Origin of the sequence: Parafrankia colletiae, assembly GCF_001854655.1 — a bacterium.
GTDB classification, from domain to species: domain Bacteria; phylum Actinomycetota; class Actinomycetes; order Frankiales; family Frankiaceae; genus Parafrankia; species Parafrankia colletiae.
Window position 1 is genome coordinate 115,168 of sequence record NZ_MBLM01000002.1, and the last position, 15,381, is coordinate 130,548.

Here is a 15,381-nt window from a genome sequence, read left to right on the forward strand (position 1 = left end):
GTAGGGCGGCCCGCGGCCGGTGCCGCTGAACAGTTGTCGTCGTGCCCGCCGCCGAAGCTGCAGTTCGACGACGCGCCGGCGTGACTGGCACCGGCGGGGCCGGGCCGTGAGCGTTGTCGGCACCGCCACGGCCGGCCCCACCACCATCGGGGCGCGGGGGCCGGCCTGGCTCGGCGGTCAGACCGCCTCACCGATGCGGTGCACCCGCATCGCGTTGGTCATGCCCGCGACGCCGGGCGGCGTCCCGGCGACGACGACCACCAGCTCACCCGGCTGGCAGTAGCCGTTCTTGCGCAGCGCCGTGTCGACCTGCCGGACCATCTCGTCGGTGCTCTCCGCGAACGGCACCAGGATGGTCTCGACGCCCCAGAACAGCGACATCTGGTTGCGCACCGCGGGCAGCGGCGTGAACGCGAGGACGGGCACGGAGCTGCGGTAGCGGATGAGGCGACGGGCGGTGTCCCCGCTCAGGGTGTGCGCGACGAGGTACCGCGCGCCCACTGCCTCCCCGACGCTCACCGCGGCCTGGGCGATCGCGCCGCCCAGCGTCCGCGGCTGGGTGCGCAGCGGCGGGATCCGGCCGAGGTCGGCCTCGGCGGTCTCGATGATCCGCCCCATCGTGGCGGTCGCCTCGATGGGATAGGTGCCCACGCTGGTCTCGGCCGACAGCATGATGGCATCGGCGCCGTCCAGCACGGCGTTGGCGCAGTCACTCGCCTCCGCACGCGTCGGGCGCGGCGCGCTGACCATCGACTCGAGGACCTGGGTGGCGACGATGACCGGCTTCGCCCGCTCGCGGGCCTGGCTGACGGCCCGCTTCTGGACCAGTGGGACGTCCTCGAGCGGGAGCTCGACACCGAGGTCACCACGGGCGATCATGAGGCCGTCGAAGGCCTCGATGATGCCGTCGAGCTCGTCCACCGCCTGCGGTTTCTCGATCTTCGCCAGGACCGGGACCCTGACCCCGACGTCCTCCATGATCGAACGGACCGCCTGGTAGTCCTCCGCCGACCGGACGAACGACAGCGCGATCATGTCGACGCCCAGCTCCAGGGCGAAGCGCAGGTCCGCGGCGTCCTTCTCGGACAGCGCCGGCACGGTCAGGGCAGCGTTCGGGATGTTCATGCCCTTGTGGTCGCTGACCTTGCCGCCGATCACGACGGTGGTGCGGACGTCGGTGTCCTCGACGCCCTCGATGCGCAGGTTGAGCCGGCCGTCGTCGACGAGGATCGTGTCGCCGGCCGCGACGTCCCGGGGCAGGCCCGTGTAGGTGGTGCCGACCTGCTCCTGATCACCCAGGACGTCGCGGATCGTGACGGTGAAGTGCTGGCCGGGCAGCAGCGTGACTCCGCCGTCGGCGAACTTGCCGAGACGGATCTTCGGGCCCTGCAGGTCGGCCAGCGCGCCGACGCTGCGTCCGGCGGCCTCGGCCGCCTCCCGGACCAGGGCGTAGGTGGCGGCGTGCTGCTCGTGCGTTCCGTGCGAGAAGTTGAGCCGGGCAATGTCCATTCCGGCGTCGACGAGGGCCCGGACCATCTCAGGCGAGTTGGTGGCCGGACCGAGGGTGCAAACTATCTTGGCTCTTCGTGGCACGGTCAAAGCCTAGGTAACGAACGCACGGGATTGGCCGCGGCCCCTGGTGACACCCCCGCCCCGCCGGTTCTGCACCGCTTGGCCCGAGCAGGGTCTGTGACCGTTTCCGGCCCGGGCGTCCCGATACATGCTGCGCGCAACGGCACCTCGGGCGTACCTTCGCAGGGTCGGCCCGCAAGTGGGGCCGAACAGACAGGTACGGGAAAGCTGGCAACGGCGCCGAACGATCCCGGACATCCAGACAGCGGTCCGGAACCGCCCTGAACCAACCTGGAGCCCGGCCATGACCAACAATCCCGCAATTCACCGGCGCGCGTCCGGTGACATCGACATCGCCGTCCCCCACGACGGTCCGGATCCGGCGGGCGACGTGCCCGGCCCCGGGCTCGCCGGGGGGACATCCGTACTGGCCGGACCGGGGGGCGTCGTCACCGGTGTGGCCGCCGTCCCGGAGGCTGCCTGAACAGTCGCCAGGGTGACGCCGGCGCTCCAGTCAGCTTCGGGAGCGCCGGCGTCGCCGTGAGCGGCACCTTCATCCCTGTTCCTGGCCGCCCCGCTCACGGCCGGGGCACCCCCATCCCCGCCTGTGGCAGGCTCGCTCACGGCCGGGGTGGCCTCGGCCTGGGGAGGGGTGGCGTCGGCCTCGGGGGCGAACTGCGTGCGGTGAAGCTCGGCGTAGAGCCCGTCGCATGCGATCAGTTCCTCGTGCGTGCCCGCCTCGACGATCCGCCCGCCGTCGACCACCAGGATCCGGTCGGCCGAGCGGATCGTGGAGAGCCGGTGCGCGATCACCAGCGACGTGCGCCCGGCGAGCGCCGCGGTCAGCGCGCGCTGCACGGCCGCCTCCGACTCGCTGTCCAGATGGGCGGTGGCCTCGTCCAGAACAACGACCGCCGGCGCGGCGAGCAGGAGCCGGGCGAGGGCCAGCCGTTGCTTCTCACCGCCGGACAGCCGGTAGCCGCGGTCACCGACGACCGTGTCCAGGCCACCCGGCAGGCCCCGTACCGACGCGCCGATCTGCGCCGCGTCCAGGGCCGCCCACATGTCGTCCTCGGTGGCGTCCGACCGGGCGAACAGCAGGTTGGCCCGGATCGTGTCGTGGAAGAGATGGGCGTCCTGCGTGACGATGCCGACCCCGGCCCGCAGTGAGCGCCCGCGGGCCTGGCGGACGTCCACCCCGCCGACCCGGACGGTGCCGTCGGTCGCGTCGTAGATACGCCCGACGAGGTGGCTGATCGTGGTCTTTCCCGCGCCGGACGGGCCGACGAGCGCGACCAGTTCGCCGGGGCCGACCCGGAACGTGATGTCGTGCAGCACCGGCTCGCTGGCCCGGGTCTCCAGCACCGCCGTCGACTCCAGCGAGGCCAGCGACACCTCGGCCGCGGCCGGGTAGCGGAACCCCACGTGGTCGAACTCGACGGCCAGCGGCCCGGCTGGCAGGTCGATGGCGTCCGCCGCGTCCTCGATCGCCGGCCGCAGGTCCAGCACCTCGAAGACCCGCTCGAAGGAGACCAGCGCCGTCATCACGTCGACGTGCACGTTCGAGAGCTGGGTCAGCGGGCCGTACAGACGCGTCAGGTAGGCGGTGAGCGCCACGATCGTCCCGACCTGCAGGGTTCCCTGCGCGGCGAACGTCCCACCGAAGCCGTAGACGATCGCCGTCGCCAGCGAGGCGACCAGCGTCAGGGAGACGAAGAAGATCCGTCCGAACATGGCCTGCGTGATCCCGATGTCGCGCACCCGCCCGGCCCGGCCACGGAAGGCCGCCGCCTCACGGTCCGGCTCGCCGTGGAGCTTGGTGAGCAGGGCCCCGGCGACGTTGAWCCGCTCCGTCATCAGTGTGTTCATCTCGGCGTTCAGCCCGTAGCTCTCCCGGGTGAGCGCGGCGAGCCGCGGCGCGAGCAGTCGCGCGGGCACCACGAAGACCGGCAGCAGCACCAGCGCGACCACGGTGATCTCCCAGGACAGGCTGAGCATCGCCGCCAGCACGAACCCGACCGAGAGGATGTTCGACAGCACCGCCGACAGCGTGTTGGTGAACGCCGACTGCGCTCCGAGGACGTCGTTGTTGAGCCTGGTGATCAGCGCGCCGGTCTGGGTCCGGGCGAAGAAGGCGAGCGGCTGGCGCTGGACGTGGTCGAAGACCTGCGAGCGCATCTCGTAGATGAGGCCCTCGCCGACGCGGGCGCTGAACCAGCGCTGGGCCAGGCCGAGGAGCGCCTCGACTACGGCCAGACCGGCCACGACCCCCGCCAGAACCTGCACGACACCGGTACGGCCGGGGACGACACCGTCGTCGATGATCGCCTTGAGTAGCAGGGGGGTGACGGCGCCGGTTGCCGCGCTGAGCACGATGAGGACGCCGAATCCGGCCAGCAGCCGGCGGTACGGCCGGGCGAAGCCGACGATCCGCCGCACCGTGCCGGGCCGCAGGCGGGCCTGGGTGACGGAGCGGTCCCGTTGGAAGGACCGCATGGTGGACCAGTTCTGGCCCGCGGCTGTTCTCATGTAATGGTGTAAGTGCCGGGTTGCTACCCAGCATTCCGTGCGGGTGTGCCGAGCAGACGGGTGAGAGCGTCCGTCTCCGCCTCGCGCTGTCGCACGGCTGCGGGCCCGCTCCTGGCTGCCACCCCGGCCAGCAGTGCCTTCGTCTCCGTCGCGGCGTCCCGTGGGCCGGCGAGCAGGTGGGTCGCCAGCCGATCGGCCTCGGCGTCCAGCTCATGTGCCGGGACGACGCGGGCGGCGAGACCAAGACGAGCGGCTTCGGTCGCGGTCACCGGCTCGCCGGTGAGGCAGAGCCAGAGCGCGTTGGCATAACCGACGGCTCCGACGAGGGCACTCGCGGTGCCCAGGGCCGGGACGCGACCCGCCCTGGTGTCGGCGAGGCAGAGTGCGGCGTCGTCGGCCATCACCCGCAGGTCGCAGGCGAGAGCGAGAGCGAGCCCGAGGCCGGACGTCCGCCCGGTGAGCAGGGCGACGCTGAGCAGATCCGCCCGTTCGGACAGCCGCCGGGCCACCCGTGACCACCGTCCGAACTCGCCGGAGTCATGGTGCTCACGCAGATGGTGCAGGTCGTGGACCAGGACTATGCGGACGTCCCCGGGCAGGCCGCGCAGGCAGTCCTCCATGGCCGCGGCCAGGTCCGGCGAGCCGGACCTGGCGCCCGAACCACCAACCGTCGAGCCATCACGCAGGGTGAACGAAATACAGGGCCCGGCCACTTCCACGACCAGCCCGACCGCCGCCGCGGCGGACGCAGCGGCGGCCGGCACGCTCATGGTCAGGCGCTTTTCTTCTTGGTGCCTCGTGTCGCACCACCGCGCCCGCGCAACGTCGTTCCCGATTCGGACAGGATCCGATGGACAAACCCGTACGAACGACCCGACGACTCGGCCAGCAGACGAATGCTCTGTCCAGACTCGTACTTCTTCCGAAGTTCGGCAGCGAGCTTGTCCCGCTCCGCCCCGGTGATCCGGGTTCCTTTCCTAAGCTCGGCCAATGTGGCCCCCTCCGTGTTCGATGATCTGCGAACCGATCTTCACCCAGCTTCGGTGTCAGCGCCACTCGAAGCCCATGTGATCCATCACACGCGGTTCAGCTGTCGCCGAGACAGCCTCGCACGCGTCCGCCACCAGAGCTCCGGCCGCGCTCCCACCCGGGCTCATAGCCCCTGACCTGCAAATCCACGCCCAGCAAACGGATCCGGTGCCGGGACAGGGCGCCCCCGGGTCACCGGCACGGGAAGCCGCGCGGACTCCCGCGCACCCTGCCGAACATCGTTACCGACGGTACATCCACATCGGCCCACCCACGTGGATCCACAGCCCGCAAAGACTGGTTACGGTGCATGCATGGTCAACGGCCGGCCGACGCGGACGGCAACCCCCTCGACGGCGCCGGCCCCCGCAGCACCCCCGGGACCCGGCGAGCGCACCCGAGCACGGAACGTGACGATGAGACGGATGCGTCTCCGGGGGACCCGCGGGCACGGCGGCGGTCCGRCCACCGGTCCGGCCACCGGTCAGCACTCCGTGCTGTCACGTCCCCGCGCACGCCCAGGCCCGGTCACGCTTCCGCGCGCGCTCATGGTGCCGCGCCGCGGCACGTGGGGGCCCGCCACCCGCACACAGGCCGTCGACCTCGGGATCTGGGCCGTCGCGGCGGCAGCGGGCCTGCTCCTGACAGCGCTGATCACCGCGAGCGGGGTGGACCTCGGCGCCCGATCCGACCATGCCGCCGCACCGTTCCAGCAGGCCTGGCGCACCCCCGCCGTCGCGCCGGCCGTGCTCCTTCCGATCCTCGTGGCCGTCGTCACCCTGCTGCTCGCCGGTCGGAGCACCCACATCCGCTGGTCGGCCCTGCTGGTCGGCAGCTTCGCCGGATCGCTCGGCTGGAGCCTCGCGCTGGCCACCGCGGCCGGCCCCGGCCTCGCCGGTGGGCTGCGGCCACCGGCCGCCTACCTCGGCGCCGCCGACGCCGTCGGGGATGACCCCCTCGCCTACCTGGCCAGCTGGACGTCCCAGGTCTCCGACCTGGGGCCGGGCCTGGACGGATCAGGAGTGACGGGCGGCGGCGGCAGTCAGCTCGCCGRCCATCCACCCGGTCCGGTGCTGTTGGTCTGGGCGCTGGACCAGCTCGGCATCAGCGGCGCGACCACACTCGGACTGGCCCTCACTGCGCTGACGGCGCTGAGCGTCCCGCTGGTGGCGATCGCGGTGCGCTCGCTGTGCCACGAGACGGCGGCACGCCGGGCCGTGCCCGTCCTCGTTCTGACACCGTGGGCACTGTGGGCCGCAGCCTCCCCCCACGCGGTGACCATCCTGCCCGCGGCGGCGGCGCTGGCCGTCGGCGTGGTCGGGTGCGAGCCAGGCCGGCGGTGGCGCCTGCTGTGGGCGCTGGCCTCCGGACTGCTGCTGGGTGTCACCAGCCTGTTCGACTACCCGGCGGTCTGGCTGGGCGTCGGTGTCGCGGCCGCGTACTTCGTCCGTCGGCGACCGCTGATGAACGTCCTCACCGGCCTCGGGGCACTCCTGCCGTTCTGGCTCTTCCTCGCCTGGGGCTTCTCCTGGTCGGACGGCCTGGCCGCGGCCCAGGTCGACGCCGGGATCGCCACCATGCTGGCCTGGCTCGCTCTGGACGTCGTCGTGGTGCTGCTCGCCGGCGGGCCGGTACTGGTCCGGGCGCTGCGTCGGCTCCGGCTGACGCCCGGGTGGCCGTTCCTCGTCGGGGCGGCGGCAGCTGCGTTGTTCAGCCTGTGCGCGGGGCTGGCCTGGGGCGGGACGGAACTGTCCTGGCTGCCGCTGGCACCCTGGCTTGCGGTCGCGGCGCTGGCGCCGCGACCGCGCCCGGAGGGGCCCGGGGACACCATCCGCGCGGGCGATCTCCCACTGCTCCTGGTCGGCGCGGGTGCGCTGGTCGCGGTGGTCCTGCGGATGTGCCTCAGCAGCACCTGAACCCGCGACGCCCGCGGCTACGCGCTCCCCTCCGGGGCCGGGGATGCTCCGGCGCCGGGGACGGCTGGCTGGCCGGCGGCGACCCGCAGGATGTCGGGCTCCAGGTAGACCCGGCGCGCCGCGGGCACCGCCTGCCGAAGAAGCGCCTCGGCCTCGTCGATCGCACCGGCGACCTGGGCCGCGGTCAGGTCGGGCTCGATCCCGATCTTGGCTGCGACCAGCAGCTCTTCCGGGCCGAGGTGAAGGGTGCGCATGTGGATCACGGCGGTGACCGCGGGCGCGGAGGCCAGCGCCCGCCGGATCGTCTCCACGGTCGGCGGGGCGGCTGCCTCCCCGACGAGCATCCCGTAGGTCTCGATCGCGACGATCACCGCGACGGCCAGCAGCAGGATACCGATGGCGAGCGTGCCCGCGGCGTCCCACAGCGGCTCGTCGAGCAGCAGGGTGAGGCCGACACCGCCGAGCGCGAGCAGCAGCCCGCAGAGCGCGGCGAGATCCTCGAGCAGAACAACCGGGAGCTCCGGCGAACGGGCCTCGCGGATGAAGCGCCACCAGGTCAGCGGGCCCTTGGCATGCCGCGACTCCCGGATCGCCGTCCGGAAGGAGAAGCTCTCGAGAACGATCGCGATCGCGAGGACCACGATGGCGACCACACCGCTTTCCAGCTCGTGCGGGTGGCGCAGCTTCTCGACTCCCTCGTAGACGGAGAACAACCCGCCGACGCTGAACAGCACGATCCCGACCAGGAACCCGGCGATGTAGCGGGATCGGCCGTAGCCGAACGGGTGCTCCTCGTCCGCGGGCTGCCTGGCCTTCCGCTGGCCGAGCAGCAGCAGGGCCTGGTTACCGGAGTCGGCGACCGAGTGGATCGACTCGGCCAGCATCGAGGACGACCGGGTGAACAGGAACGCCACGAACTTCGCGACCGCGATGCCAAGGTTCGCGACCAACGCCGCCACGACCGCCTTGGTGCTACCTTCCGCGCTCACACGCCCCCGCTCTCGTCTCGATAGCCATGCCTGGGGCCGGCTGGCCGCAACGGCAGCCGGACTGACTGACCGCCCAGTCTGTCAACACACCGCCCCGGAGGCTGCGGCGGGTGCCATGCCGGGCGGCGGCGCGGGCCAGCTTCCCGCACGCCCGCGGTCAGGCCAGGGTGACGAGGTCGGCGAGGTCGGGCGACCACGTGTCCTCGACGCCGTCCGGCAGCATGAGGACCTTGTCGGGGTTCAGCGCCTCGACCGCGCCCGGGTCGTGCGTGACCAGCACCACCGAGCCCCGGTAGGTGCGCAGTGCGCTCAGGACCTCGTCCCGCGACGCCGGGTCGAGGTTGTTCGTCGGCTCGTCCAGCAGCAGCACGTTGGCGGAGCTGCACACCAGCCCGGCGAGCGCCAGCCGCGTCTTCTCACCGCCGGAGAGCGTCTCGGCGAGCTGCTCGACGGTGTCGCCGCTGAACAGGAAGGCGCCCAGGATGCGGCGCAGATCCACATCGGACGCGGTGGGTGCGGCCGCCCGCATGTTGTCGAGGACCGAGCGGGAGGTGTCGAGCGTCTCGTGTTCCTGGGCGTAGTAGCCCAGCCGCAGGCCGTGCCCCGGGTGCACCTCGCCGGCATCCGGCGGCTCGTGGCCGGCGAGCATCCGCAGCAGGGTCGTCTTGCCGGCTCCGTTGAGACCCAGGACCACGACCCGGGTGCCACGGTCGATCGCCAGGTCGACTCCGGTGAAGACCTCCAGCGAGCCGTACGACTTCGACAGGCCGGTCGCCGTGAGCGGGGTGCGCCCGCACGGCGCCGGATCGGGAAAGCGCAGCTTGGCCACCCGGTCGGCGACCCGGACATCGGCGAGGCCGGCAGCCAGGCGCTCGGCGCGGCGGTCCATCTGGTGGGCCGCCCGCGCCTTGGTGGCCTTCGCGCGCATCTTGTCGGCCTGGGCTCGCAGCGAGTCGATCTTCTTCTCGGCGTTGGCGCGTTCCCGCTTGCGACGGCGCTCATCCTGCTCGCGCTGGGTGAGATAGGTCTTCCAGTTGACGTTGTAGACGTCGAGGGCGGCGCGGTTGGCGTCGAGATGGAAGACCTTGTTCACGCTCTTGTCGAGCAGGTCCACATCGTGGCTGATCACGATCAGGCCACCGGAGTGGGCGCGCAGGAAGTCGCGCAGCCAGGTGATCGAGTCCGCGTCGAGGTGGTTGGTCGGCTCGTCGAGAAGCAGCGTCGCATCGGAGTTGCCCGACCCGGCGAACAGGATCCGGGCCAGCTCGACCCGGCGGCGCTGGCCGCCGGAGAGGGTTCCGATGGGCTGCGCGAGCACCCGGTCGGGCAGGCCGAGCGACGAACAGATCCGCGCCGCCTCCGCCTCGGCTGCGTAGCCCCCCAGCATGCCGAACCGCTCCTCCAGCCGGCCGTACCGGCGGACCGCGCCGTCACGGGCCGACTCGTCGACGAGTTCGGCCATCTCGACCTGGAGCTTCTCCATCTCACGGAGGATCACGTCGAGGCCGCGGGCGGCGAGTACCCGGTCGCGCGCGGTGTCGGCGAGGTCGCCGGTGCGCGGGTCCTGCGGGAGGTAGCCCAGCTCTCCACGGAGGTCGACCTTGCCGGCGAACGGCAGGTTCTCTCCGGCGAGCGTCTTCAGCAGCGTGGTCTTGCCGGCGCCGTTGCGGCCCACGAGCCCGATGCGATCGCCGGGCTGCACCCGGAAGGAGACCGGCTCGATCAGTGTGCGGGCTCCGGCCCGGAGCTCCAGCTCGGACACGATGATCATGAGGGTCGGCCTCTTTCGTACATCGGCTTCGTGCGGGCATCAGGTGTCAGCGGGGAGCCGCCGCGGGCACTGGTCCCCCGGGTGCCGCCTACCGGGCAGCAGGTACCGGGTATTCGGGGGGGACCGGGGATCGCCTGCCTCACGACGCGGCAGAGGTCATGCTCTCCAGGGTACGGGCCGCGGCCCCGGGGCCCGCGGGCGTCCCGGGCCGCCCGCGGTGACTCCCCCTGGCCACGTGCGTCCGCACCCTGTGGCGGGTACGCCTTCTCCCAGGTCACGGGCGCGGCCGCCGGTGCACGGCGGCCAATGCTCCGGACACGGGAGGTCACCATGACAACGACGTACCGGCAGCAACGCGAGACGCACCGCCCAAGCGCACTGTGGTCAAGCCTGGTCCTGCTCGGGATCGCCGCCACCGTGCTCGGGCTGTTGCTGATCATCAACCCCTTCAGCACCGCGGGCGCGCTGGCCGTGCTGGCCGGGGTGGCCCTGCTGGTGTCAGGTATCGGCGAGGTCGTGTCGGCGGCTCGTGCCGACCAGGGCAACACGACCGTCCTGTACGGCGTCCTGACCGCGGCGGCCGGCGTGGTGATCCTCGTGTGGCCGAATGTGACACTGAACGCCATCGCCCTCGTCGTGGGTGCGGCCCTGATCATCGCAGGCGTCATCCGGGCGCTGCTGATCCTTTCGAGCCGGTCCCGCCGCGCCGACGGCGCTTCCGGGCGCACCCGGGGGCTGCTGATCGCGGGCCTTGCCGTGGTCCTCGGCATCCTGGCGGTCACCTGGCCGTCGGCGACGGTCGTGGTGCTGGCCGTCCTGTTCGGCATTCAGCTCATCGTGACCGGGGTGACCGAGGTCATCCTCGGGCTCGCGCTGCGGCCCTGACGAGCGGACCGGCCGGAGGTCACTCCACGATGCGCTTGCGCCAGTGCCTGATGGAGTCGGGGCTCGCCCCGTGGTCGAGCAGCCAGCCCTCGACCCCGGCCGGATGCCCGTCGATGATCTCCAACACCGCGCCGACCGCCTCCATCGAGACCTCGCTCGCGCGGCGCTCCCCGGTGCGCGCGCCGGGCAGGAGCGCCTGCCCCTTGAGCCGCCGCACGATACTGGGCATGTTGGCCCCGGTCGCCATGTAGTCGGCGACCACTGCCTCCGGGACGACGCCGGCGAGGCGCAGCAGGAGCGCGACGACGATTCCGGTGCGGTCCTTGCCGGCGGCGCAGTGCACGAGCAGTGGGCCCGGGGCCTCGGCGGCCAGGTCGAGGATCTCCACCAGGCGCGGTGCGGCGACGTCGAGGATCACCGGGTAGAGCATGCGCAGGCCACCCGCGCGGACCTCCGCGGTCACGGACTCGCTCACAGTGTTCCTGCCCTCACCGATCAGCGGCTTGACGTGGATCTCCGAGCCGAGCAGAGACAGCGGATGGGGCGYGTCGCCCCGCTCCATCGACGCCCGCAGATCCACCACCGTCGGCGGAGGCCAGGTGAAGGAGGCATCGGGGCGCTCATCTCCCACGCGGGRCATGTCGCTGCGGTAGAGCACGCCGGCTCTGATCAGCTGGCCCGAGGTGGTGGCCATCCCGCCGACGTCGCGCAGGTTGGCCAACCGCTCCGTGCGAATCTCGCCTGTTTCCATCCGCTGCCCCTCCGACCGTCTGACGCACCGTCACGCGGGGGCGGGTCCCGCGGTGTCGTTCACCGTCACCGCCGCGCGTGTGACCTGGCATCATCCTCGCTGACGAGAACGGCCTCGTGCTGCGGGACGGAGTTCCCACCGCCACCGGAAACGGAATCCGCGGCCAGCGCGGCCAGATCGTCGGACACCTCCACCGGGTCGATCAGCTGCGGGGCGTTGTTGCGGACGCTGCCGACGGCGGCGGCCACGGGGTGGGCGGTGAAGACACCGGCTGGCGCCGGCCGCAGGACGCCGGCCAGCGCGGCCGGGTCGCGCACCGCCGGATCGATCCACCTGGACCAGGCCGACCGTGGCACCACGACCGGTGACCGGTCGTGGATGAACTCCAGGCCCGGGGCGGCGTCGGTGGTGATGATGGTGAACGTGGTCAGCGGCTGCTCGCCGTGCCGCCAGACCTCGTAGAGGCCGGCGAAGGCGAACAGGCCGTCGGCGGCGGGGTGACCGGCGGGGTGGATGTAGTAGGGCTGGCCCTTGCGGGACCCGCCGATCCGCAGCCACTCGTAGAAGCCGGTGGCCGGAACCAGGCAGCGCCGTGCGGCGAACGCCGCCCGGAACGCCGGTTTGGAGGCGACCGACTCGGCCCGTGCGTTGATCAGACGACTGCCGATCGCGCGGTCCTTCGCCCAGGACGGCACCAGGCCCCACGTGGCCAGCCGCACCACCCGCCCGGGCTCGTTCTCGGCGCTGCGCTCACTCGCACCGCCCCCGGCCCTGTTCTCGCCCTCCCCCTCGCCCCCGGGGCGTGGGTGCCGCGGGACCACCACGATCGGCATCTCGGTGGTCGGGGCCACGTTGTAGCTCTCCCGCAGCCGGCCGCCCGTCTCATCCACCGCGGACATCGCCGTGGCGAGGTCGTCGGCGTTCAGCGTCTGGGTGTACCTCCCGCACATGGCCCCAGTCTCGCAGCCGGGTGCGACAGTTCCCGCCGACCGCGGTGGGACGACCTGTCAGACGACGAGGGCGGCGGCGGCCGCCGCGAGGCAGCCCAGGGACACCGCGCCGAACGCGCCGACCCAGAACGTGCCCGGCAGACCGGTGAGGCGCGCCAGCTGGTCGGGGTCGGAGTCCCACGCCCGCCGGCGACGGCGTTGGCGCTGCACCTCGACGATCGGCCGCACAGCACCCACCAGCAGGAACCAGGTGGCGTAGGCGGCGAAGCCGGCCTGGACGTCGTCCGCGGCGAACCACGAGACACCGAGCACCACCGCTGTGCTGACCAGCACCGACAGCACGCCGAACCCGTTGCGGACAACGACCAGCATGGTCAGCAGCAGCGCGACCAGGAGCTGGAGCAGCAGGGTGACCCGCCCGGTGGCGAGCAGGCCCGCCGCCCCCAGGCCGAGCAGCGACGGGGTGGTGTAACCGGCGGCGACGGTCAGGATCACGCCCGGCCCGGTCGGGCGGCCCGACGAGACCGTCACCCCCGAGGTGTCGGAGTGCAGCCGGACTCCGGCGAGGCGGCGTCCGGTGGCGACGGCGACGAGGGCGTGCCCGCCCTCGTGCGCGATCGTCACCACATGCCGCGCGGTCGGCCAGACCCGGTCGCTGGCGACGGTGAGCAGCGCGACGACGCCGGTCACCACGAGGATCCAGTGGGCGGGGGCCGGCTGCGCGTCGAAACTCCGGCTCAGCAGATCGGACGTGGCTGCTCCTTCCCTCGTCTTCCGTCGTCGGGTGTCGCCGCACCCCCGGCCGGGTGGGCTCGTCGGTGGGCGTCCCGATAATCCCGCATTTCCCGCCCGCCGGGCGACACCGTGACAGAGACGGGGCAGTTCGACGAGCGCGGCCTCGGGGACGAATGCACGACTCGGGCCGCTGACTGGCGCACGATGGTCCGACGTCCACCGCCGGCCGGCGCGGACGGTGGTCCCGCGCCCGCCGGTGACGTCCTGATCGGGACGGCGCGACGGCAAGGCATCTGGATGGGGAGGAATCCGCGGTATGGCGGAATACGTGTATCGGCCGGTGCTGCACACGGCGCTCGGTCTCTTCCGCGCGCTGCGGCTGCAGCTGGACGTGCGCGGCGAGGAGAACGTGCCGGCGGTCGGCGGCGGCGTCGTCCTGATCAACCACGTCTCGTACCTGGACTTCGCCCTGGCCGGCGTGCCCTTCTGGTGGTCCCAGCGCCGGATGGTCCGGTTCATGGCCAAGAAGCAGGTCTTCGATCACCGGGTGAGCGGGCCACTGATGCGCGGCATGCACCACATCCCGGTGGACCGGGCGGCCGGCGCCGGGTCGCTGCGCGCCGCGGTGCGCGCGCTGGGCGACGGGGAGCTGGTCGGGGTGTTCCCCGAGGCCACGATCAACCCGAGCTACTGCCTGGCGCCGTTCAAGTCGGGCGCGGCCCGGATGGCCGCCGAGGCCGACGTGCCGGTCATCCCGCTGGTCCTGTGGGGCAGCCAGCGGGTCCTGACCAAGGACCGGCCGCGCAACCTGCGGGCGGCGGTCGGCACTCCGGTGTCGATCACCGTCGGCAAGCCGGTGCCCGCCTCGGCACTGCAGGACGCCCGGGCCGGAACGGCGCTGCTGGAACTGACGATGAAGGAGATCCTGGACGACGCCCAGCGCCGCTACCCGGCCCCGCCGCCCGGCGAGTCGCCCTGGTGGCTGCCCGCCCACCTCGGCGGGTCGGCTCCGGAGCCGCCGGCGCGACCCACGCCCTGACCCGGTCCGCCAGGATGGATCTGGCGGCCCGGCTGGTGCCGGTCTGCCATGGCCTGGGCCGCCATGGCCTGGGCCGCGAGGTCTGGACCGGCGAGCTGGAGCCGGCGGAGTCGACGGAACGGAGAGCGGCGTGAGGGATGGCGACACCGGCGCGGTGGTCACGGACGAGGAGTTCGTCGATGCGCTGCCCAAGGTGGAACTGCACGTCCACCTGGAGGGGTCGATGCGGCCGGGCACCCTGCTCCAGCTGGCCCGGCGCCACGACCTCGACCATCTGCCGACCGATCTGGAGGCCCTGCGGGCCTACTACGAGTTCCGTGACTTCGACCACTTCATCGAGGTCTACCTGGCCGCCGTCCAGGTGCTGCGGGACGAGGAGGACTTCCGTCTGCTCGCCCGCGAGACCGCGCTCGGCCTGGCCGGGCAGCGGGTGCGCTACGCCGAGATCACGTTCACGCCCTGGCTGCACGTCCAACGCGGGGTCGACCCCGCGGCCGTGTTCGCCGGGGTGGAGGCCGGCCGGCTCGACGCCGAACGGGAGGCCGGCATCCAGGTGCGCTGGATCACCGACATCCCCGGGCTGCCGGGAACCGACAACGTGACGTCCGGTGAGCGCACGCTGGAGCTTGCGCTGGCCCACGGCGGTGAGGGTGTGATCGCCCTCGGTCTCGGCGGACCGGAGGTGGGCGTGCCGCGGCCCCAGTTCGGGCCGGTGTTCACCGCCGCCCGCGACGCCGGGCTGCACTGCATCCCGCACGCCGGCGAGACGACCGGACCGCGGACGATCTGGGACGCTCTGGAGTTCCTGCACGCCGAGCGGATCGGGCACGGCACCAGTGCGCTGGACGACCCGGCCCTGGTCGAGCACCTGCGCCGGCACCAGATCCCGCTGGAGGTCTCCCCGACGTCCAACCTGTGCACCGGCGCGGTCACCAGTTACGCGGCGCACCCACTGCCCGAGATGATCGCCCAGGGACTGGCCGTGAACCTGAACAGCGACGACCCGCCGATGTTCAACACGACCCTGCGTGCGGAGTACCTGCACGCCCTGCGCTCGCTGGGGCTCTCCCGCCAGCAGGTCTTCGAGACAGCCGCCGCCGCGGTCGAGCACTCCTTCCTGGACGAGGCCGGCAAGCGGCGGCTACGGGACGAGTTCGCCGCCGCAGCGGTGGATCTCGGGGTCAGGGCGGCGCCGGCCGCCTGACCGCCCGCCGG

13 protein-coding genes are annotated in these 15,381 nt (G+C 72.5%); 4 read left to right on the forward strand and 9 right to left on the reverse strand.

What is annotated here, in order from left to right:
* Positions 1 to 177: 177 nt before the first annotated feature.
* The 4 genes from pyk to CC117_RS33915 form a co-directional block, all read right to left on the reverse strand.
* Positions 178 to 1,593, reverse strand: coding sequence for a pyruvate kinase (pyk, locus tag CC117_RS00585; RefSeq protein WP_084131154.1), 1,416 nt, complete (start codon positions 1,591 to 1,593; stop codon positions 178 to 180).
* A gap of 303 nt (positions 1,594 to 1,896) precedes the next feature.
* Complete coding sequence (locus CC117_RS00590; protein ID WP_071081745.1) at positions 1,897 to 4,101, reverse strand: ABC transporter ATP-binding protein; 2,205 nt, start codon at positions 4,099 to 4,101, stop codon at positions 1,897 to 1,899.
* Between the two features lie 23 nt (positions 4,102 to 4,124).
* Positions 4,125 to 4,871 carry an enoyl-CoA hydratase/isomerase family protein gene (locus CC117_RS00595; RefSeq protein ID WP_071081746.1) on the reverse strand — a complete coding sequence of 249 codons (747 nt, stop codon included), beginning with the start codon at positions 4,869 to 4,871 and terminating at the stop codon, positions 4,125 to 4,127.
* Positions 4,872 to 4,873: 2 nt separating this feature from the next.
* Positions 4,874 to 5,092, reverse strand: a complete 219-nt coding sequence (locus CC117_RS33915) for a helix-turn-helix domain-containing protein (protein ID WP_020459808.1) — start codon at positions 5,090 to 5,092, stop codon at positions 4,874 to 4,876.
* 532 nt (positions 5,093 to 5,624) lie between these two features.
* Here CC117_RS33915 and CC117_RS00600 point away from each other — a divergent pair.
* Complete coding sequence (locus CC117_RS00600; protein ID WP_116287667.1) at positions 5,625 to 7,046, forward strand: hypothetical protein; 1,422 nt, start codon at positions 5,625 to 5,627, stop codon at positions 7,044 to 7,046.
* 17 nt (positions 7,047 to 7,063) lie between these two features.
* On the opposite strand, the gene CC117_RS00605 is transcribed toward CC117_RS00600, so the two are convergent.
* Positions 7,064 to 8,035, reverse strand: coding sequence for a cation diffusion facilitator family transporter (locus CC117_RS00605; RefSeq protein WP_071081748.1), 972 nt, complete (start codon positions 8,033 to 8,035; stop codon positions 7,064 to 7,066).
* A gap of 157 nt (positions 8,036 to 8,192) precedes the next feature.
* A complete protein-coding gene (locus CC117_RS00610) occupies positions 8,193 to 9,806 on the reverse strand; it encodes an ABC-F family ATP-binding cassette domain-containing protein (RefSeq protein ID WP_071081749.1) in 1,614 nt (537 codons plus the stop codon).
* Positions 9,807 to 10,136: 330 nt separating this feature from the next.
* On the opposite strand from CC117_RS00610, the gene CC117_RS00615 reads away from it, so the two are divergent.
* The gene (locus CC117_RS00615) at positions 10,137 to 10,691 is read left to right on the forward strand and encodes an HdeD family acid-resistance protein (RefSeq protein ID WP_071082025.1); all 555 of its coding nucleotides are present in this window, start codon (positions 10,137 to 10,139) and stop codon (positions 10,689 to 10,691) included.
* Between the two features lie 19 nt (positions 10,692 to 10,710).
* Here CC117_RS00615 and CC117_RS00620 read toward each other — a convergent pair whose 3' ends face one another.
* The 3 genes from CC117_RS00620 to CC117_RS00630 all read right to left on the reverse strand — a co-directional run bounded on the left by CC117_RS00620 (position 10,711) and on the right by CC117_RS00630 (position 13,136).
* Complete coding sequence (locus CC117_RS00620) at positions 10,711 to 11,442, reverse strand: tyrosine-protein phosphatase (RefSeq protein ID WP_071081750.1); 732 nt, start codon at positions 11,440 to 11,442, stop codon at positions 10,711 to 10,713.
* A 65-nt stretch (positions 11,443 to 11,507) separates the two neighbouring features.
* The gene (locus CC117_RS00625; RefSeq protein WP_071081751.1) at positions 11,508 to 12,392 is read right to left on the reverse strand and encodes an SOS response-associated peptidase; all 885 of its coding nucleotides are present in this window, start codon (positions 12,390 to 12,392) and stop codon (positions 11,508 to 11,510) included.
* Between the two features lie 57 nt (positions 12,393 to 12,449).
* On the reverse strand, positions 12,450 to 13,136 hold the full coding sequence (locus tag CC117_RS00630; RefSeq protein ID WP_084131319.1) for a M50 family metallopeptidase: 687 nt from the start codon (positions 13,134 to 13,136) through the stop codon (positions 12,450 to 12,452).
* Between the two features lie 307 nt (positions 13,137 to 13,443).
* On the opposite strand from CC117_RS00630, the gene CC117_RS00635 reads away from it, so the two are divergent.
* Together CC117_RS00635 and add are read left to right on the forward strand one after the other, a co-directional pair.
* A complete protein-coding gene (locus CC117_RS00635) occupies positions 13,444 to 14,166 on the forward strand; it encodes a lysophospholipid acyltransferase family protein (RefSeq protein WP_071081752.1) in 723 nt (240 codons plus the stop codon).
* Between the two features lie 130 nt (positions 14,167 to 14,296).
* Entirely contained in the window at positions 14,297 to 15,370 is a 1,074-nt protein-coding gene (gene add, locus CC117_RS00640; RefSeq protein WP_084131160.1) for an adenosine deaminase, read from the forward strand.
* Positions 15,371 to 15,381: the final 11 nt, after the last annotated feature.